This window comes from Thioalkalivibrio halophilus, from assembly GCF_001995255.1.
Taxonomy (GTDB): domain Bacteria; phylum Pseudomonadota; class Gammaproteobacteria; order Ectothiorhodospirales; family Ectothiorhodospiraceae; genus Thioalkalivibrio; species Thioalkalivibrio halophilus.
The window spans coordinates 37747-55777 of record NZ_MUZR01000044.1 but is presented as its reverse complement, the minus strand read 5'-3'; the positions used below and the strand labels follow the sequence as shown (position 1 = coordinate 55777).

Sequence of the window (18031 nt, the reverse complement as noted above, 5' to 3'; positions counted from 1 at the left end):
CCACTTTCGACAGTAACTCGGCCCCGGCTTGTGTCCCCCTGCAAACATGCAGGTAAGTTCGCGCGGTCCGGCTGCTACACTTCGGGAAGGCGTCGGCGGCTGCGGGCGACCTGCCACCGAGGGAGAGAAAAAGGGGAATCATGAACGAGACAACCAGTACGACCGGCGTGCGCGAACTCATCGAGCCGGTTTATCGCGGCAAGTTCTGGATGCAGCTGATCGGGGTCATGCTGATCCTGTCCGGGGTGCTCACGGCCCTGTCGATCGTCGGCATCATCGTGGCCTGGATCCCGATCTGGGCCGGCGTGGTGCTGATGCAGGCAGCCGGCAGCTTCACCCGGGCCTACGAGCGCGATGACGAGCTGGAGGCGAAGAATGCCATGGGCCGGCTGCGCACCCACTTCACCATCATGGGCGTGCTCCTGCTGGTCTACATCCTGCTGATGGTGCTGGGTGTCCTGTTCGGCATCGGCGCGGGGATGATGGGCATGAGCGAGCTTCAGGGCATGTGACCCGGGTAGTCGGGCCGCCGGCCGCGGCCCATTGCCTTTTGCGGCCCGTCGTCATAGCTTCTCCGGTATGTCCATCGTCCAGACCGGAGGTTCGTGATGACCCGCTCGCCAGCCGTGCTGTTCGCCGTTTCGCTTCTGCTCCCCGCTCCCGCGCTGGCCGGGCCGGATGCCGGCGAAGCGGAAGCCGATGCCTTTACGCGTGCCTACGCGGATTCCTGTCTGAGCGAAGTGAGCGATCTGGAGGCACTGCGGGCCGAACAGGACGAGGACGATCTGCTGCGTCCGGAGGTGGCCGCGCCGTTTCTGGGCGGGCAGGAAGGCGACGCCTGGCGTCTGGAGTCAGAGGCCGGGCGTTTCGTGCTGGCCCTTCCCGACGGTGACACATTCTGTGCGGTGCACGCGCGTCGCGCCGATGTCGAGCATGCGCACGAGGCGTTCGTGCGTCTGATCTCGGAGGCCCCGGACCCGATCGAAGCCCGCGAGGTTAGCGATGACACCCGGGAGGTGCCGGGGCGCGGCCCGACGCGTACCGTATCCTGGGAATGGGCGGTGCCCGAGGCCCCTCTCAAGCAGCTGTTCACCCTCAGCCTGGCACCGGCCGACGATGACGGCCGTGGCCAGCTGATGGGGTCGGCGGCCCTGGTGAGCGCCGACGACGACTGATCCGCTCCGGGGCCGTTGCTCACCCCGGGGCACACTGACAACACCCATCAAAGGAAGGGAGTCATTATGGCAAGTGGACTGGCGAAGGCCGGCGTGGCCGTCGGTGTCGTGGTACTGGGCGGAGCGGCCTGGGCGGGCGGTGATCGTCTGGTTCAGGCGCATGCGCAGGACAGCCTGCAGGAGGCGCTCGACCGCTTCGAGGCGGATGCCGCGGCGGTGGACGAGTTCGACGTGATCCGGCTCGCTTATGACCGGGATGCGGGGACGGTCGATTATCGCTTCCGCTATCGCCCGGAGTCCGACAACCCGCTGCACGAGCCGCTGGCGGAGCTTCAGGGCACGCCGGAGCCGAGCGTGAGTGCCAGTGGTCGCATGGAGGTCGAGGATTACGGCCTCGCCCGCTGGGTCAGCGGCCAGCCGTTCCGCGCGGCCGGCACGCTGCCGTGGGCCGAAGCCGTGGCGGCCGACCTGCCCGCACTGGAGCAGGATCACTGGGCCACGCTGGAGTTCGCCCATCGCCCCGGGGGCGACACCCGGATCCACCTGCAGGGCACCGGTTATGACGGCGATCTGCTGATGGCCGGCCAGCATCGCATCGGTGAGCTGTCCTGGGACGCCTGGGAGGCCTCCGCGCAGATCGCGGGCGAGGCCGGTCTGCAGGCGCTGCACGCCGAGCTGCCCCGGGCCTGGATCGGCGTGCCGGGCGAGATGGATCTGCGGATCGACGGCCTGCGCATGCGCGGCGACAACCTGGTCATTGTCGATTCGCTGCTGGTGGAGGGCGATTCCGAACTCGCGCTGGACGGGATCGAGGGTGAGTTCGACGACGAGTCTTTCCGCATGCGCGACCTGCGTCTGGCGGGGGTGACCCGCGAGACCGACGGTCGTTCGCGCAGTGACCTGAGTCTGGAGCTGGGCGAGACCCGGGCGGAAGGCCTGACCGGTCTGCAGCAGTTCCACGCCGAGCTGCATCTGGACCTCGATGCCGCCTCCGTCCGCGAGGCCGGGCGTCTGGGCCGCGAAGTCGAAGCCGGTCTGCACGCGCTGGAGGATGTGGACGCCCTGTACCAGCAGTGGCTGATGGATACCGCCTCGCACGGAGCTGTCCTGGAGCTGCGGGAACTGCGGGTGGTGGACACCCATGGTGACGCCCTGGACGGCAGCCTGACGCTGCGGGCTGGCGAGATCCCGCCCGCGGCCTGGCAGGGTCCGGGACTGCTCGAGTATCTGTCGGGTTCGCTGCAGGCGGGCGTGGATCGCGGGCTCATCCGTACCTCGGTGCGCGAGGACATGGCCCTGCGTGAGCCGCATCGGCCGGCGGCGGATCTGGATCGCGAGGCCGAGGAGCTCGTGGCCATGCTGATGCAGGGCGCGCGCGAGTTCCCGCTGTTCGCGGTGGAGGATGATCGGGTGCGGCTGGACGTCGAGGTCGCCGAGGGCATGATCGTGGTCGGTGGCGAGCCGATGATGGCGGTCACCGACCTGATGCTGCTGCTGCAGGGATAAGCGGTCAGGCGATCGCGTATTTCTTCATGCGGTAGAGCAGGGTGTCGCGGGTCAGGCCCAGCAGGCGGGCGGCCCGCGAGCGGTTGCCCGCGGTCTGTTCCAGGGCCTGGCGGATCAGGTCCATCTCCAGTCGCTCCAGGCTGAGGCCCTCGGGCGGGATCACGAACGGCCCCCCGGCCTGGCCCTGCGGGGTCTGCAGCCAGGCATCGGGCAGATCGCCCGGGTTGACCTCGGTACCGCTCATGAAGATCACGCAGCGCTCGACCAGGTTCTTCAGCTCGCGCACGTTGCCGGGCCAGGGCCACTGGCCGAGCCAGCGCAGCAGTGCGGGCGTGAACCGCGGCGGTTCCACGCCGTGGTGTTCCGCCAGAGTAACGCGGAAGTGTTCGGCCAGACGGCGCACGTCTCCCTGGCGGCTGCGCAGCGGCGGCATCTCCAGCGGCACCACCTGCAGGCGATAGTACAGGTCGGCGCGGAAACGCCCGTCGGCCACGCGCTGCTGCAGATCCTGGTGGGTCGCGGCGATCACGCGAACGTCGATCTGTTCCGCCTCGGCCGCACCCAGCGGCTGGCACTCCCCGTTTTCCAGAAAGCGCAGCAGCTTGGCCTGGGCCCCGGCCGGGAGTTCGGCGATCTCGTCGAGCAGCAGCGTGCCGCCATGTGCCTGGCGTACCAGCCCGGGTTGATGGTCGTTCGCGCCGGTGAAGGCCCCGCGGCGGTGGCCGAACAGCTCGGACTCCACCAGCTCTTCGGGCAGGGCCGCGCAGTTCACCGTGATCAGCGGTCCGTCCGGGCGCCGACTGCGGGCATGGATGTGGCGCGCCAGGTGTTCCTTGCCGGTTCCGCTCTCGCCCAGCACCAGTACCGTGGCGTCGGTGGCCGCCACCATGCTGGCCTGACGCAGCACGGCCTGCAGCTCGGGCGAGCTGCCCACGAAATGCTCGGCGGTATTTTCGGCTGATTCGACCAACATCTCCTCCCGGCCGCCAGGCGCTTGCGGCATGACTGCATAGCCTGCCCCAGAGTCCGTGCCCGGGCAAGGGAATCCGTACGCGTCCGGTTCGCAACTGCGGCGTTTAAGCCATCCGCTGTGGCAAATCCCGCACCGGTCCCGGGGGCTGCCGTGTGTGCGTGGCGGTTCCGGCCACCTCCGGTGGTGTTCCCAATGGTGCTTCGGGCGCCGCAGTCCGCCGTTCCGGCTTCCCGATCCTTGTTGGTGCCCGTACCTGGCCCGGTGCTTGCTGGCGAGTCGGTCGCACGACACCAATGAAAAGAACAAGGACGGAGAGAAATCATGAAGCATTCGCATGGATTCCGGTGCCGCTGGATCCCCCTGGCGATCGCCGGTGCCGCGGCCGCGCCCGTGGCGGCCGAAGGGCCTTCTGCGTCGCAGGCCGGGGATCCACCGCGGCTGGCGCCGGTGGTGGTAACGGTTCCCGCCATGGAGGGGCCCGGGCGGGTCAGTACCGATCCACGCCAGCCCCGGCTTCCGTTGCCGGCGCATGATGGCGGGGCGTATCTGGCCTCCATCCCCGGATTCGTGACCAGCCGCAAGGGCGGTACCAGCGGCGATCCGGCCCTGCGAGGCCTGGGAGGCTCGCGACTGTCGCTGCTGCTGGACGACGATCCGGTGCTGGGCGGCTGCGGCGGGCGCATGGACCCGCCCACCGCGTATGCCTACCCGCAGGCCTTTGACCGCATCGAAGTGAGCAAGGGTCCGCAGAGCGTGCGGCATGGTGCCGTGTCGGGCGGTACGGTCCGTTTCGAGCGGGACGCGCCGGTGTTCACGGAGGCCGGGGAGGTCACCGGATTCGCGGGCCTGACCGTCGGGCGTTTCGATCGCACCGACCTGGTGGCGGACGTGGCGACCGGGTCCTCAGCGGGCTATCTGCGTGCCATCGGCACCTTCTCGGATCAGGACGATTACCGCGACGGCGATGGCAACGAGGTCCACTCGCGGTATTCCCGCTGGAGTGGCACCGGGATCGCCGGCTGGCGCCCTGACGAGCAGACCCTCATTGAGTTCACGTATGACCGTTCCGACGCCGAGGCCGCTTACGACGACCGTGGCATGGACGGCGTGCGCTTCGACCGCACCGGCTACAGCCTTGCGCTGACCCGTGACGACCTCGCGCCCTGGTTCGAGACCCTGGAGGCGCGGGTCTTCCGCAACGAGATCGACCATGTCATGGACAACTACACCCTGCGGGAGCCGCCGGGCATGCCCATGGTCAGCTACCCCGAACGCATCACCGAAGGGGCGCGGTTCGCCGGGGATTTCCGGCTGCCGCGGGACATGGCCCTGCACGCCGGGTTCGATTACAGCCGCAACCGCCACAGCGGGAACCGCCTGATGGGGCCGGACGCCTTCGGGTGGCGCGATGTCGCCCGCGAGGATACCGCGCGGTTCCGCGACGCAGGGGTGTTCGGCGAACTCGAGATCCCGCTGGATGCGCGGCGCCGCGTGGTAAGCGGCCTGCGGGTTGACCGGACCCGGGCCGAGGCTCAGCGTGACGGCTTTGGTGGCGCCAGCGACGGCGACCGCGAGCGCGCGACCGCCACCAGCGGTTTCCTGCGCTACGAACAGGAGCAGGCGCAGCGGCCGCTGGCCTGGCACGTCGGTGTCGGGCGTTCGGAGCGTGCGGCGGATTTCTGGGAGCGCCGGCGGGTGTTCGATCTGGATACCGAGGTGCTGACCCAGCTGGATATGGGCATTGCCTGGAACGGGTCGCGCCTGCGTGCCTCGCTGTCCGGTTTCTACGGCGAGTTCGATGACTACATCCTGGTGGCGCAGCCCGGGGATCGCACGCGCAACGTGGGCGCCCGGACCTGGGGCTTCGAAGCGGACGGCGCCTGGGAGATGACGTCGGCGTGGACCTTGAACGCGAGTGCCGCCTGGGTGCGTTCGGAGAACACCACGGACGACGTGCCCCTGGCGCAGACCCCGCCGGCGGAGGCGACGCTGGGCGCGGAGTATGCGTCCGGGATGCATTTCGGCGGGTTGCAGGTGCGCGGCGTGATGCGTCAGGACCGCATCCACGAGGATCACGGTACGATCTACAGCCTGGACACCGGAGAGACCTCGGGCTTTGCCACCGTCGCGCTGTACGGCGGGGTGGAGCTGTTCGGGAACTCGCAGCTGACCGTGGGCGTGGACAACCTGTTCGACCGTAGCTACAGCGAGCATATCCAGCGCGGCAGTGCCGAACTGGGAGCGGCCACCCGGCCGGTCAACGAACCCGGGCGTACCGTCTGGGCCCAGTGGAACGTGGAATTCTGAGAGAGGGAGACATAAGCAATGACCAACATCTCGCAATATCAACGCCCCGGGCGGCTGGCCCTGGCCGGTGCCGTATTCCTGGCACTGGCTGCCACCGGCGTGACGGCCGGAGAACATGCGCATGGCGCGGACGAGACTTTCGCCTGCGACTGTCCGGAGGGCCTGGAAATCGTGTCGGCGCCCTGGGTGCGCATGATGCCGCCGGGCATGGGCTCGACCGCGGCGTATCTGACCCTTGCCAACCATACCGACGAGGACGTCGAGCTGGTCCGGGGCGAATCGCCGGTCGCCGGGGTCACCGAGCTGCACGACCACGTGCAGGATGACGCGGGCGTGATGCGCATGCGCGAGGTCGAGGCCATCACCATCCCGGCCGGCGGGAAGACCGCGCTGGAGCCGGGTGGCCTGCACGTGATGCTGATCGATCTGCATGAACCGCTGGAGCGGGATCAGCGTGTGTCGGTCACCCTGGAGACGGCCGCGGGCGAAACCGCGGGCTTCGAGGCCACGGTACGCGATGGTGGCGGGTCGCGCCATGGCCACGGGTCCGGTCACCACGGGCACTGAGGATTGATCCAGATCGTTGTGACCCTCCCGGGGGTGCGGGCATACTCCATCCCGTATGTCCATTCACGGGGGGAGCATGAACGAGCATTCCGAGGGAAGGGGCGAGGGCCGCGACCGTAACGGCCCGCAGGGCACCATGCTGTTCCAGCGTGGCGAACTGCCCGAGGCCCCGCCGGAGCCCGCCGGCACCGAGGTCGAGGAGAGTGACCTGCCGGTGCTGGTGGGGGTCGCCGAGCCGTTCAAGCAGCAACGCCTGCTCATGCGCCCCGGCCGCCATTCGCTGGGGCGTCAGTCCGACAACGACATCGTCCTGCAGGAGCCGAGCGTGTCCTCCCAGCACGCCTGGGTCATCAACGAGGACGGCGAATGCCGGGTGATGAACCTGCTCTCCACCAATGGCACCTGGGTCAACGGCGAGCGGGTGCACGAGGCCACGCTCAGGGAGGGCGACCGCGTGCGCTTCGGCGGGGCCGAATTCGTGTTTCATCACCGGGATCATGCCGGGGCGGGTCTGCCTCTGGCCGGCCGCCGTCCACGCTGGCGGGTCTGGCTGGCGGGCGGTGCCGCGGTGCTGGTGCTGGCGGTGCTGGTGCGGATCGGGCTGGAGGTCCTGGCCTGATCCATGCGCCGCTTCGGCCGGTATGAAGTTGGCGAGGAGCTGGGCCGCGGCGCGATGGCGACGGTCCATCAGGGGTATGACCCGCAGATCCGTCGGACCCTGGCCATCAAGATCCTGCATGACGACTACGCCTGCGATCCGGAATACCGCCAGCGCTTCCTGACCGAGGCCCGTGCCGCGGGTACGCTGACCCACCCGGGTATTGTCACGGTCTTCGACGTGGGCGAAGCCGAGGGCCGGCCGTTCATCGCCATGGAGCTGGTGGAGGGGCAGACGCTGGATGCCTACGCCGAACAGTTCCGGCCATTGCTGCTGCGCAATTTTCTCAAGGTGGCGCAGCAGCTGGCCGAGGCGCTGGACTATGCTCACCGCCATGGCGTGATCCACCGGGACATCAAGCCGGAAAACATCCTCGTCACCAGTGCCACGGTCAACATCAAGGTGATGGATTTCGGCATTGCCGAGACCCTGTTCGATCCCGAATGGCGCGCCGAGGACCACACCGCGTCGGCCGGTACTCCCCATTACATGGCCCCCGAGCTGATCCGCGGCGGTGATGCCGACGGTCGCAGCGATCTGTGGTCGATGGGCGTAGTGCTGTACGAACTGCTCACCGGGCATCGGCCGTTTCTGGATGGCGAGGCCGGTCGGGTCCTGGAGCGGGTCCTGGAAGAGCCGGTGCCGGAACCACGGCCGATCATCCGCGACTGCCCGGAAGACCTGGTCGCGGTGGTGCGCCGGCTGCTGGAACGCGACCCGTCCCGGCGTTATCAGTCGGCCGCCGAGCTGCTGGTGGATCTGCAGCGCATCGAGGACGAGCGCGCCGAACGCGAACGCGCCGGTGCCGGGCGCCGCATCGTGCCCCTGCGCCTGCGCTGGACCGCCGTGATGGGGGCTCTGGTCGCGGTCACCCTGGCGGTGGGTGCCTTCCTGGTGCAGCAGAAACAGAACGAGGTGATGACCGACCTCGCTTTCGATTACGGTTCCACGCTCGCGGGCACCATCGCGGTGGAGAGCGCCGAGGACCTGCTGCTGGAGGATTCCATCGCGATGCAGGCGCGCCTGCGCGACATGCAGGCCAATCGCGAGATCGAACTGCTGTCCGTCAGCGATCGGCACGGACGTATCGTCGCCAGCTCCGACCCGGACGCGCTGGGCGAGCCGCGCAACGAGCCGCCGGCCGAGGATCTTCTGCTCTCGCGCGAGGGGCGCACGGTATGGTCCACCGCCGGTCCGGACGGCAACGACGTGTTCCTGTTCGAGGCGCCGGTGCGGTTCCAGGATTTCGAACTGGGACATCTGCAGGTGGCGCTCAGTACCTCTTCGCTGCAGGAAGCGGGGCGCACCACCATGATGGCGCTGCTCATGCTGACGGTGGTGACCGTGCTGGCCGTGCTGCTGGGCGTCTATGTCTTTGCCCGGCGCCTGCAGGTGCCGATGGAAACCCTGCGCGGCGCGCTGGACCAGATCGCCCAGGGGCGGCTGGATACCCGTATCCGGGTGCGGCGGCGGGACGACTTCGAACGCGTTTTCTCCGCCTGCAACGCCATGGCGGATTCGCTGGAAGCGCGGGTCAAGCGGGCGGCTGCGGACCCGGCGCCGTCGGGGCACAAGGACGATGCCTCCGCCACGCGGACCATGCCGGTGGCTCCACCGGAACGGCCGCCCGGCGCGGACCCGGGGGGTGACGAACGCAGCGGATAGTCCGCCGCGGTCCGGCCGCCGGCCGGTTACTCCATGTTCTCCAGGCGCCGCTGCAGCTCGCGGGCGCGCAGGCGATAGCCTTCCGCCGCGTCGAAGTCGGGATCGAGCTCGAGCGCGGCATCCCACAGCTCAATGGCCCGCTCGAGTTCCTGGTTGCGGTAGTGGACGATCGCGGCGGAGTGCAGGGTCTCCGCTTCCGCGCGCCGCAGACGCGCCAGTTCGGTTCGTGCCGGTTCGCGCCCGGGTTCCGCCTCCAGTGCGCGTTCCAGCCAGTCCCTGGCCGCGTCCGCGTCGTCCCGGTCTCGCGCATCCAGGCCGCGCTGTTCGTAATGGGCCGCCGCGGCCTCCCGTTCCAGCGGGTCGAGCCAGTCGTCCCAGGCCTCATCGGGGGCGGCCTCACGGGCGGCCCGTGCGGTCTCGTAGGCCGCTTCGTGACGCCCGGCGTCGAGGTCGGCGCGGATGGTCATGCGGTAGGACTCCCCATGTTCGCGGGAGCCGTCTTCCGCGCCCGCACCCAGGGCCTGCAGCTGCTCGTCGAGATCGGGGGTGACACCAGGCTCGCCGGCGTCCTGGGGGTCGGCGGGCGGGGGAACCCGCAGCTGCTGACCGACGGTCAGGTGTTCCGGCCGCCGGATGTCGTTGAGCCGAGCCAGGATCACGAACTGCGTGGCGTCGCCGGTGTAGCGCCTGGCGATCAGACCCAGGGTCTCGCCCGCTTCCACGGTATGCCGGGTCTCGCCGTCGGCGAGCAGCGTTTCCGGGTCCTCCGTGAGCTGACGCTGCAGCGAGCGCGCGGTGGGGTCCTCGGGGCGGGATTCCCGGAACCGCTCCAGCATGGTCTCCGCCCGGTCCCATTCGCCCGCCTGCAGCCGGCTCAGGATAGCAGCAAGGGTCGGCGGTGAGGCATGTTTTTCGTCCGACCGGGCTGCTTCCCGCGGTTCATCCGTCGCTTGCGGGTCCTGGGTCGGTTCCGGGTCTGCGTCCGGTTCCTGTTCCAGCATTGCACAGCCGCCCGTCAGGGACAGCAGGGACAACAGCAACAGCGAGCGGACGAAACGGGAGGGGGCCATCGGACGATCCATTATGTGAACTGCTTCACTGTTTATACAGTATACGGGTTCCGTGATTTCCGTTCATCCGCCGCCGACCGGCCAGAACAGGATCGCCAGCACCGCCAGCAGGATGATCCCGCCCAGCAGCGTCGATGGCACCAGCGACCCGCCCCGGTGGCGCAGGCGATCGAAGCCCCGGGGGGCGCCGCTGCGCCAGGCGGCCACGGCGATGTTGTCGCCGCGTGGGCCCCCGCGCCTGGCGGCTACCCGCACCGCCTCGTCGAGCCCGCCGGACAGGTCATCGGACACCAGCAGGCCCGCCATCTCCGCCGGCTCGATCTGTTCCCAGAAGCCGTCGGTGCACAGCAGGAACGCGGAGTCCGGATGGCGTTTCGCGTGTCCGTGGTCCAGCCGCAGGCCTCCGGGCATGCCCAGCGCCGCGAGCAGGTGGTTCTGATCCGGGTGGGTGGCCATTTCCTGTTCGCGGATCATCCCGGCCTCGAACAGCTCCTGCACCCGCGAGTGGTCGCGGGTGCGTTCGATCAGGCGCGTGCCACGGAAATGCAGCAGGCGGCTGTCGCCGCAGTGCACCCACCACGCACCGGACTCATCCACGAACAGCACCACCAGGGTAGTCCCGGGCGGGGCGGTGTCGTCGGTGATTTCCGCGCGCAGGGCGTCGTGGGCCGCGCGGGCAACGGTTTCCAGCCAGCGGGCCGGACGCGTGGGCATGCCGTTGCACTGCTCCCAGTGCGCCTCGATGGTGGCGATGGCGGTATGCGAGGCCCAGGCCCCGGCCGCGTGGCCGCCCATGCCGTCGGCGACGGCCAGCAGTGCGCGGCGACCGTCGTCGGAGACCCGGACGGTGACGGCATCCTGCTGTTCGGGGCGCGCCCCGATGTCGCTGGCGGAGGCGGTTTCCATGTCGAGTCCGGCGGGAGGGATGAAGACCCTGCCATGATGCCGGTTTCGGGGATTGCGGGACACCCCCGGGCGGGAGAGTACGAAACGGGTGAAACGGCCCCGGTGGCATCCGGGGCCGTGAAGGATCCGCAGGGATCCGGGCGGGGTCAGCCGGTCGCCCCCAGCCAGAATTCGATGGAACGCCCGAGGAATTCCTCGGAGGTCATGTAGTGCGAGCCGTCGCAGGAGAAGGTCAGGCTGACCATGCCGTTGAACAGGTTGAGCGACGCGGAACGCAGATACACGGTGTCGTCGGCGAAACGCAGGGTCCGCAGGCCGTCCAGCACCCGGCCGATGTCCCGTTGCGGGATCAGTGCCTCCTCCGGGTAGGGCTCGTGGGGGAAGGCCAGGCAGACATCCGGGTCGGCCAGCGACTCGTGGGTCAGGATGCGGTAGCGGTACGGATCCTCGGTGGTCCACAGGGTCGCGCGCGAGCTGGAGAAGTGGAACACGCCCTGGAACACGCCGCGTTCGGTGAACAGCTCCTCCAGGATGGCCAGCGCGGTGTCCATGTTGCGGTCCATCAGGCTTTCGGTGCGGCTCTGCTGGAACAGCGTGCCGCGGATCGACGGGTCGCCCTTGATCTGACGCCACTCGCTGGATTCCTCGTACAGGTCCTCCGACAGGTCCGGCAGGTTGCGCAGGTCGAAGTCCGCGCCGAGGAAACCCAGGGCCCGGCCGTTGTCGTCGCGGACGAGCTGCAGGGCGGTCAGCGACGGGCGCCGCCCCAGCAGGCTGATATAGGCCTCGGACAGCAGGAAACCATCGGCCGGCACGGCCTCCTTCATGTATGGCCGCTGCGAGCGGTCGCGGCCGAAGTGCTCGGGCAGCACGCCGCTGCGGGAGATGTTGTCGGACAGCTGGATCCCGCGGGTGTTGAGCGCGTACATGAATGTGGCCTCGGGGATCCGCCGGATCCCGTCCTCCAGGATCGAGTCCAGTTCTTCGCGCCGGGGCCAGGCCGGCACCAGGCGCGCCGCGATCCCGCTCAGCGGCTCATGCAGCCGCTCTTCCAGGTACTCCCGCTGGTGCTCGATGGCCTGTTTCAGTTCGTTCATGGTGCGTTTCCGATTCCTTTTGGTGCGCGCGCATTATCCCCGAACCGGGTTTTCACTGTCGTGACCGGCTCTCCCGAGCGTTGACTGGTTTGTCAGCAGGATTCGTGCCCGCCGTCAGCTCCGCGGGTCTTTCCGCCGGCGCGACCGCCGCCACAGCCAGGCGCCCCCGATTACGGCGGCCAGCAGCAGGGCCGCGGCCGCGGGCCAGACATGCTCCGGCGAGCTCAGATAATGCAGCAGGGAATGGCCGTCGCCGTGCCCATGTCCGGGGTGCGCGAGCGCCGGACTGGAGGCCAGGGCCAGCGGGGCGAGAGCGAGGGGGCGAAGGGTCATGGTCGGTCTCCGGTGGTATGGCGGGCCCGACCAACGATAGCGCGTGCCGGCGCGGTTTTCAGCAGATGCGCGGGAGCTGTTCTCCGGCCGGCAGGACCAGTCGGCGTTCCACGCCAGTGGCCAGGCGCCGGATCACCGCCGGATCGCCGGCAACGGCCCGGCCGATGGCGACTGCGTCCCGGGTCACCGGAACGGACTGCAGGACCGCCAGCGCCTGCTCGGCATGGTCCGCCGGGACGGCCGCGAGGAACCGGCCCTCGCAGGCCGAGTGCAGGGGGTCCAGCCCGAGGATCTCGCAGGCCCCGCGTACGTCTTCGCGTACGGGGATGGCCTCATCCTCCAGCACCAGGCGGCAGCCGGACGCGTCGGCCAGCTCCTGCAGCGCGGCAACGGCGCCGCCACGGGTCGGGTCGCGCAGTGCATGTACCGCCACCCCGGCATCCAGCAGGGCCGCCACGGCTGCAGCGACCGACGCGCTGTCGCTGGGCACGGGCGGCTCGAGGCCGAGGTTCTCGCGGGCGGCGAGGATGGCCACACCGTGGCGCCCGAGGTCGCCGCTGGCCAGCAGCACGTCGCCCGGCCGGATCGCCGTCGGTTCGATGCCAACCCCGTCCGGGACCACGCCTGCGCCGCTCGTGTTGATGTAGACCCCGTCACCATGCCCGGCCTCGACCACCTTGGTGTCGCCGGCTACCACCTGCACACCACATTCTTCGGCGGCCGCGCTTACGGAGGCGAGGACGCGGCGCAGGTCCTCCAGCGGGAGCCCCTCCTCGAGGATCAGCCCCAGCGTCAGCCACAGCGGACGCGCCCCGGCCATCGCCAGGTCGTTGACCGTGCCGTGTACCGCGAGGCGGCCGATGTCGCCACCGGGAAAGAACAGCGGCCGCACCACGAAGCTGTCGGTGGTCAGGGCCAGGCGTCCGCCCGGCGCGTCGAGCACGGCGGCATCGGGGGCGCCGCAGGCGCGGGCGCCGAGGGCCGGCAGGATCACCTCGTCCAGCAGCCCGGCCTGCAGCCGGCCCCCGCCGCCATGTGCCAGCCGCACGACCTCGGTGGTCATGTCTCGCCCCGGTAGTGGAGGTAGGCCGCGCAGGCCCCCTCGGAGGAGACCATCGGCGCCCCCAGGGGGTGATCCGGGGTGCATTCGCGGCCGAAGGCCGGACAGTCGGGGGGTCGGCTCAGCCCGCGCAGCACCTGGCCGGCGATACAGGGACCGTCTCCTCCGGATTCGGTCCCGGCCAGGTCAAAGCGCTTCAGGGCATCGAAGCGCGCGTATTCCGGACGCAGGCCCAGGCCGCTGGCGGGCAGGCGGCCCATGCCGCGCCACTCGCGTTCCACCGGCTCGAACACGCGGGTGACCGCATCGCGCGCGGCGGCGTTGCCGTCATCGCGGGCGGCCCGGTCGTAGCGGTTCTCCACCCGCGCTTCGCCGCGTTCCAGCTGCTCCACGCAGGCCCGAATCCCGGCCAGCAGGTCCACCGGCTCGAAGCCCGTCACCACGATGGGAATCCGGAAGCGTTCGGCGATCGTCCGGTAGACGTCTGCACCTTCCACCGTGCAGACGTGTCCGGCGGCCAGAAAGCCCTGGATGCGACTGTCCGGGTCGGTCAGCAGGGCCTCCATCGCCGGCGGCACCAGTGAGTGCGAGACCAGCAGCGACAGGTTGGTCAGGCCCAGGGCCTCGGCCTGCAGCACCGCGATGGCGGCGGCCGGGGCGGTGGTCTCGAAGCCCACCGCCAGCAGCACCACCTCGCGCTTCGGGTGTTCCCGCGCCAGTGCGACAGCATCCAGCGGCGAGTAGATCACGCGCACGTCGCCCCCGGCCGCGCGCGCGGCGTTCAGGTCGCCCAGCGCGCCCGGTACGCGCAGCATGTCGCCGAAGGTGCACAGCATCACCTCCGGGCGGCGGGTCAGCAGTACCGCCTGATCAAGGGTCTCGGCCGGGGTCACGCAGACCGGGCAGCCGGGCCCGTGGAGCAGCTCGACCGAGTCGGCCAGCAATTCATCCAGCCCGTGGCGCAGGATCGCGTGGGTCTGGCCGCCGCAGACCTCCATCAGCGTCCAGCGCCGGGTGCAGGCCGCGCGGATCGCCTCGACCTGCTGCAGGATCAGCGCCGGGTCGCGGTATTCGTCGAGGTGCTTCACGGAGCCTCCGGAGCGGACGGATCGTGCCCGGGGATTTCGCGCAGCGCCGCCAGGGTGCGTTCGGCGGCCGCCTCGTCGAGGGTGGCGATCGCGATGCCGGCATGCACCAGCACGTAGTCGCCCGGCCCGGCCTCCGGCGTGCAGGCCAGAGAGACCGTTCGGGTGACGCCGCCGAACGCGACGCGCGCCTGGCGGAACAGCGGATCGTCCGCCTCCTCCACGTGGTCGATGCGGCCGGGGATGGCCAGGCACATGGTCTCAGTCTCCGTCGGTGGTTCGCACGGGCGAGGTCGCCCGTCTTGCAATCACGGCCTGGCCGGTCGCCAGCCCGCCGTCGCCGGGCGGGATGCGCTGCGGCCAGAGCGGGCGGAAACCGGCCGCCCGCAGGGCGTCCACGCATTGTTGCAGCAAATGCCGATTCTGGAAGCATCCGCCGGTCAATGCCACGGTTTCCCGGTTATTGGCGCGGGCCGCCGCGACCGCGAATCCCGCGAGCGCCCGGTGCAGCCGCGTGGCCATGCGTGCGGGCGCGTCCACCGGCCGCGCCGCGCGTTCCGCGAGCAGGGCATCGACCAGCGGGGCCCAGTCGCCCTGCCAGGGGGCAAGGTCGGTATCCAGCGTGATCGCGTCTGTATCGCCGTACTGTGCAGCATTGTCTGCGGGCCCGGCTGCCTCCGCGGCTTCCTGCACGCGCAGCGCGGCCTGGCCTTCGTAGCCGGCGGCGATGCGCAGGCCGCTGAGTGCCGCGACCGCATCGAACAGCCTTCCCGCACTGGAGGTCACCGGGGCGTTGATCCCCCGGTCCAGGCAGGCGAGCAGCGGCTGCCATTCCGCTGCGGTGAACAGGGCGCGCGCGGGGCTGGCCTCGAGGGCCGCGCGATCGCCGTGGTACCGGGCATGCAGCAGGCCCAGCAGCGCGCGCCGCGGTTCGCGCATCGCGGCCTCGCCCCCGGGCAGGCGGAACGGTCGCAGATGCCCGCTGCGCCGCCAGCTCCCGTCACGGTCGAGACTCAGGCACTCGCCGCCCCACAGCGTACCGTCGTCGCCCAGCCCGGCCCCGTCCCACACCAGGGCCAGCGCCGGTTCGCGCACGCCGTGCTCCGCGAGGGCCGCCACCGCATGGGCATGATGATGCTGTACCCGCGTGAGCGGCAGGTTCCAGGTTTCGGCCAGGCGTGTGGACGCGTAATCCGGGTGCCGGTCGCAGGCGATCCGTTCGATGTCCACCCCGCAGAGCGAGCCGAGGGCCCGCGCCTCCCCGTCCAGCCTGCGCAGGGCCGCATCGCTTTCCAGGTCGCCGACATGGGCGCCGGCCACCACTTCGTTCGCGAGCGTCAGGGCGGGCGCGGCCTTGAGCTGCCCGCCCAGGGCCAGGGTGACCGGCGCGGGCGCAACCGCGGGCTCCCCCGCAGGCAGTGGCACGCGCGTTGGCATGCAGCCGCGCCCCAGTCGCAGGCACTGGGGTTCGCCGGCGGCGACCTGGAACACGGAGTCGTCCAGCGCCCGTGCGACCGGCCGGTCGTGATCCAGGATCGCGTCCGCGATATCGCCCAGCCGGGCAACCGCCTCGTCGCCTTCCACGCACAGGGGCTCGCCGCTGCGGTTCCCGGAAGTGCAGACCACCGGTTCGCCGAAGTCGTCCAGGAGCAGGAGGTGCAGCGGGGTGGACGGGCGCATCAGTCCGCGACGCCCGAGACCCGGGGCGACCTCTTCGGCCAGCGGCGCCTCCGGCCGGCCCTCGACCAGCACGATGGGGGCCTCCGGGGATTCCAGCAGCGCCCGCTCGACATCGTCGATGCGGGCGAGCGTATCCGTTTCGGCCCGACCCGGCAGCATGATCGCCAGTGGTTTCTCCGGCCGCTGCTTGCGCCGGCGCAGCCGCGCGACCGCTTCCGGACGGGTGGCATCCACCAGCAGCTGGAAGCCGCCCGTCCCCTTCAGGGCCAGAATGCCCCCTTCGCGCAGGGTGTCCACCGCCGCGCGCAGGGCGTCGTCGCCGGTGCTCCGCGCGCCCCCGTCCGGCGTGCGCAGCGTCAGTTGCGGGCCGCAGGCGGGGCAGGCCATGGCCTCGGCGTGGAAGCGCCGATCCTCCGGATCTTCGAACTCCGTCCGGCAGGCCGGGCACAGCGGGAACGCCGCCAGCGTGGTGTGGGCCCGGTCCCAGGGCAGGTCGGTCGCGATGCTCCAGCGCGGTCCGCAGTCGGCACAGGCGGTGAACGGATAGCGGAACCGCCGCGCAGCCGGGTCACGGATTTCGGCCCGACACGCCGGGCAGGGCGCGCGGTCGGGGGCCAGTGCGGGAGCGCCCCCGCCGGCGGCATGATTGGTGCGGACGTAAAAATCCGCATCGCCGAGCGGCGGAATCGTGGTGGCGGTGATCAGGTCCACGCGTGCGGCCGGCGGGCCGTCCTCCTCCAGGGAACGGCGGAAGGAACTCAGCGCCGCCTGCGGCCCTTCGATCTCGATCACGACCCCTTCCGGGGTGTTCGCGACCGCCCCCGTCAGCCCCAGCCGACGGGCCTGACGGGCGACGAACGGCCGGAACCCGACGCCCTGCACCCGGCCCGCGACGATCAGGCGCCAGCGTGCACGGGCGGGGTCGTTCACACCACGTCCAGGTTCCGCAGCAGGATCTGCTGGGCTTCGGGGTGGGTGTCGTCGTCCGAGGCCTCCACCTCCAGTTCGGCGCCCTCGGCCAGCGTGCCGCGGGTGCTGTCCTCGAAATGCTCGCGGAAATGCTCCGGCGTGATATGCGACAGCGCCCCGAGCCACACCCGGACCCGGGTCACGCGCTCGGCGTTGTTGTCGGCCGCCACCTGTTCGATCTTGCGCAGCAAGTCGGCCATCAGCGAATGTTCGTGCATGGTTCAGTGTCTCCCCGTCCCGGTTTCCTTAAGGTAGACTGGTTCCTTCCTATAATGGCTGCAGGGAGGCGGCATGGAAAAGAACGAAACCTGGAAACCGTCGATGTTTCTGCCAGGGAAACACTGATCCATGTGCACGTTCGCGCTCGAGTCGCTTTTGCGTGCGAACAAGGCGCGGTGACCGCCGTGCAGCATTCTGCACAAGGGAGCCGCAACGCCGTGCGCGCGCCTGTTTTGATCAACAACGGGCGGCCGAGCCCCTTCGGGGTTGGCACCCCGGGTTCCTCGATCCGGCGTTGTCCTCTCCATCCCGTTCGCCGCGGATGTCATCCGGCATGTTCGACGGGTACGGGCGGCGGACACCCACTGAACGGAGCCCGACATCCATGCAGATCCACATCGACACCCCCGACCTGATGACCCGCGTGCGGCTCGAATCGCGCTGGCGCGCGGCCGGTGCCGAAGTGACCGGCAGCGGCGAGCCCGCCGCCCCCGACCTGATCGTGATCGACCTGGGTGCACGGGACGTCGCGAGTGTGTCGACCTGGCGTGAACGCTGTCCGGGTGCCGCCATCCTCGCCTTTGGCCCGCATGTGGAAGGGAGCATGCTCAAGGCCGCGCGTGAGGCCGGAGCCGACGAGGTGGTGGTGCGTGGCAAGGTCGCCGATCGCGTGGCGAAAAAGATCGCCGACGACACGGCATAGCGTGACGGGGCGGCGGGCGCATGCCCGAGCTCGACCGGGGTGTCCGCTTCAATGGACT

At 70.1% G+C, this 18031-nt stretch carries 18 protein-coding genes; 8 read left to right on the top strand and 10 right to left on the bottom strand.

The window, feature by feature from the left end; genetic code table 11:
• The first annotated feature begins 140 nt into the window (after window positions 1-140).
• The 3 genes from B1A74_RS10400 (at window position 141) to B1A74_RS10390 (ending at window position 2681) form a co-directional block, all read left to right on the top strand.
• The gene (locus B1A74_RS10400) at window positions 141-512 is read left to right on the top strand and encodes a DUF5362 family protein (protein WP_077244593.1); all 372 of its coding nucleotides are present in this window, start codon (window positions 141-143) and stop codon (window positions 510-512) included.
• A gap of 96 nt (window positions 513-608) precedes the next feature.
• Complete coding sequence (locus B1A74_RS10395; protein ID WP_077244592.1) at window positions 609-1175, top strand: NMCC_0638 family (lipo)protein; 567 nt, start codon at window positions 609-611, stop codon at window positions 1173-1175.
• 66 nt (window positions 1176-1241) lie between these two features.
• The gene (locus tag B1A74_RS10390; protein WP_024328600.1) at window positions 1242-2681 is read left to right on the top strand and encodes a DUF945 family protein; all 1440 of its coding nucleotides are present in this window, start codon (window positions 1242-1244) and stop codon (window positions 2679-2681) included.
• Window positions 2682-2685: 4 nt separating this feature from the next.
• On the opposite strand, the gene B1A74_RS10385 is transcribed toward B1A74_RS10390, so the two are convergent.
• Window positions 2686-3654 (bottom strand): sigma-54 interaction domain-containing protein, encoded by a 969-nt coding sequence (locus B1A74_RS10385; protein WP_077244591.1) that lies wholly within the window; start codon window positions 3652-3654, stop codon window positions 2686-2688.
• Between the two features lie 321 nt (window positions 3655-3975).
• Between B1A74_RS10385 and B1A74_RS10380 the strand changes: the two genes are divergently transcribed.
• From B1A74_RS10380 to B1A74_RS10365, 4 genes are all read left to right on the top strand, one after another.
• A complete protein-coding gene (locus B1A74_RS10380) occupies window positions 3976-5961 on the top strand; it encodes a TonB-dependent copper receptor (protein WP_077244590.1) in 1986 nt (661 codons plus the stop codon).
• 18 nt (window positions 5962-5979) lie between these two features.
• The gene (locus tag B1A74_RS10375; RefSeq protein ID WP_077244589.1) at window positions 5980-6528 is read left to right on the top strand and encodes a copper chaperone PCu(A)C; all 549 of its coding nucleotides are present in this window, start codon (window positions 5980-5982) and stop codon (window positions 6526-6528) included.
• 76 nt (window positions 6529-6604) lie between these two features.
• Window positions 6605-7147 carry an FHA domain-containing protein gene (locus tag B1A74_RS10370; protein ID WP_024328596.1) on the top strand — a complete coding sequence of 181 codons (543 nt, stop codon included), beginning with the start codon at window positions 6605-6607 and terminating at the stop codon, window positions 7145-7147.
• 3 nt (window positions 7148-7150) lie between these two features.
• Window positions 7151-8851: a serine/threonine-protein kinase gene (locus B1A74_RS10365; RefSeq protein WP_077244588.1), complete on the top strand. Its 1701-nt coding sequence runs from the start codon at window positions 7151-7153 to the stop codon at window positions 8849-8851.
• Between the two features lie 26 nt (window positions 8852-8877).
• On the opposite strand, the gene B1A74_RS10360 is transcribed toward B1A74_RS10365, so the two are convergent.
• From B1A74_RS10360 to B1A74_RS10320, 9 genes are all read right to left on the bottom strand, one after another.
• Entirely contained in the window at window positions 8878-9921 is a 1044-nt protein-coding gene (locus tag B1A74_RS10360; protein WP_024328594.1) for a LysM peptidoglycan-binding domain-containing protein, read from the bottom strand.
• Between the two features lie 63 nt (window positions 9922-9984).
• On the bottom strand, window positions 9985-10827 hold the full coding sequence (locus tag B1A74_RS10355; RefSeq protein ID WP_018947315.1) for a PP2C family protein-serine/threonine phosphatase: 843 nt from the start codon (window positions 10825-10827) through the stop codon (window positions 9985-9987).
• Between the two features lie 146 nt (window positions 10828-10973).
• Complete coding sequence (locus tag B1A74_RS10350) at window positions 10974-11924, bottom strand: PDC sensor domain-containing protein (protein WP_018868822.1); 951 nt, start codon at window positions 11922-11924, stop codon at window positions 10974-10976.
• A 114-nt stretch (window positions 11925-12038) separates the two neighbouring features.
• Window positions 12039-12257 (bottom strand): hypothetical protein, encoded by a 219-nt coding sequence (locus B1A74_RS10345; protein ID WP_077244587.1) that lies wholly within the window; start codon window positions 12255-12257, stop codon window positions 12039-12041.
• Between the two features lie 58 nt (window positions 12258-12315).
• Window positions 12316-13320, bottom strand: coding sequence for a hydrogenase expression/formation protein HypE (gene hypE, locus B1A74_RS10340; protein ID WP_077244586.1), 1005 nt, complete (start codon window positions 13318-13320; stop codon window positions 12316-12318).
• Window positions 13317-14405, bottom strand: a complete 1089-nt coding sequence (gene hypD, locus B1A74_RS10335) for a hydrogenase formation protein HypD (protein ID WP_077244585.1) — start codon at window positions 14403-14405, stop codon at window positions 13317-13319. Before hypD ends, hypE begins: the two co-directional genes overlap by 4 nt.
• Entirely contained in the window at window positions 14402-14659 is a 258-nt protein-coding gene (locus B1A74_RS10330) for a HypC/HybG/HupF family hydrogenase formation chaperone (protein WP_018947320.1), read from the bottom strand. The genes hypD and B1A74_RS10330 overlap by 4 nt, the downstream gene beginning before the upstream one ends.
• 4 nt (window positions 14660-14663) lie before the next feature.
• A complete protein-coding gene (gene hypF, locus B1A74_RS10325) occupies window positions 14664-17012 on the bottom strand; it encodes a carbamoyltransferase HypF (protein ID WP_077244584.1) in 2349 nt (782 codons plus the stop codon).
• Window positions 17009-17269 carry a hydrogenase maturation nickel metallochaperone HypA/HybF gene (locus B1A74_RS10320; protein WP_077244583.1) on the bottom strand — a complete coding sequence of 87 codons (261 nt, stop codon included), beginning with the start codon at window positions 17267-17269 and terminating at the stop codon, window positions 17009-17011. Before B1A74_RS10320 ends, hypF begins: the two co-directional genes overlap by 4 nt.
• Window positions 17270-17655: 386 nt before the next feature.
• Between B1A74_RS10320 and B1A74_RS10310 the strand changes: the two genes are divergently transcribed.
• Complete coding sequence (locus B1A74_RS10310) at window positions 17656-17973, top strand: hypothetical protein (protein ID WP_018947323.1); 318 nt, start codon at window positions 17656-17658, stop codon at window positions 17971-17973.
• Window positions 17974-18031: the final 58 nt, after the last annotated feature.

Excerpts from the sequence above, each read along its gene's own strand:
- B1A74_RS10355 (WP_018947315.1), bottom strand. The coding sequence starts at position 10,827 with ATGGAAACCGCCTCCGCCAGCGACATCGGGGCGCGCCCCGAACAGCAG.
- B1A74_RS10395 (WP_077244592.1), top strand. The coding sequence starts at position 609 with ATGACCCGCTCGCCAGCCGTGCTGTTCGCCGTTTCGCTTCTGCTCCCC.
- B1A74_RS10385 (WP_077244591.1), bottom strand. The coding sequence starts at position 3,654 with ATGTTGGTCGAATCAGCCGAAAATACCGCCGAGCATTTCGTGGGCAGC.
- B1A74_RS10320 (WP_077244583.1), bottom strand. The coding sequence starts at position 17,269 with ATGCACGAACATTCGCTGATGGCCGACTTGCTGCGCAAGATCGAACAG.
- B1A74_RS10390 (WP_024328600.1), top strand. The coding sequence starts at position 1,242 with ATGGCAAGTGGACTGGCGAAGGCCGGCGTGGCCGTCGGTGTCGTGGTA.
- B1A74_RS10350 (WP_018868822.1), bottom strand. The coding sequence starts at position 11,924 with ATGAACGAACTGAAACAGGCCATCGAGCACCAGCGGGAGTACCTGGAA.
- B1A74_RS10380 (WP_077244590.1), top strand. The coding sequence starts at position 3,976 with ATGAAGCATTCGCATGGATTCCGGTGCCGCTGGATCCCCCTGGCGATC.
- B1A74_RS10330 (WP_018947320.1), bottom strand. The coding sequence starts at position 14,659 with ATGTGCCTGGCCATCCCCGGCCGCATCGACCACGTGGAGGAGGCGGAC.
- B1A74_RS10310 (WP_018947323.1), top strand. The coding sequence starts at position 17,656 with ATGCAGATCCACATCGACACCCCCGACCTGATGACCCGCGTGCGGCTC.
- B1A74_RS10400 (WP_077244593.1), top strand. The coding sequence starts at position 141 with ATGAACGAGACAACCAGTACGACCGGCGTGCGCGAACTCATCGAGCCG.
- B1A74_RS10365 (WP_077244588.1), top strand. The coding sequence starts at position 7,151 with ATGCGCCGCTTCGGCCGGTATGAAGTTGGCGAGGAGCTGGGCCGCGGC.
- B1A74_RS10370 (WP_024328596.1), top strand. The coding sequence starts at position 6,605 with ATGAACGAGCATTCCGAGGGAAGGGGCGAGGGCCGCGACCGTAACGGC.
- B1A74_RS10360 (WP_024328594.1), bottom strand. The coding sequence starts at position 9,921 with ATGGCCCCCTCCCGTTTCGTCCGCTCGCTGTTGCTGTTGTCCCTGCTG.
- B1A74_RS10345 (WP_077244587.1), bottom strand. The coding sequence starts at position 12,257 with ATGACCCTTCGCCCCCTCGCTCTCGCCCCGCTGGCCCTGGCCTCCAGT.
- hypE (WP_077244586.1), bottom strand. The coding sequence starts at position 13,320 with ATGACCACCGAGGTCGTGCGGCTGGCACATGGCGGCGGGGGCCGGCTG.
- B1A74_RS10375 (WP_077244589.1), top strand. The coding sequence starts at position 5,980 with ATGACCAACATCTCGCAATATCAACGCCCCGGGCGGCTGGCCCTGGCC.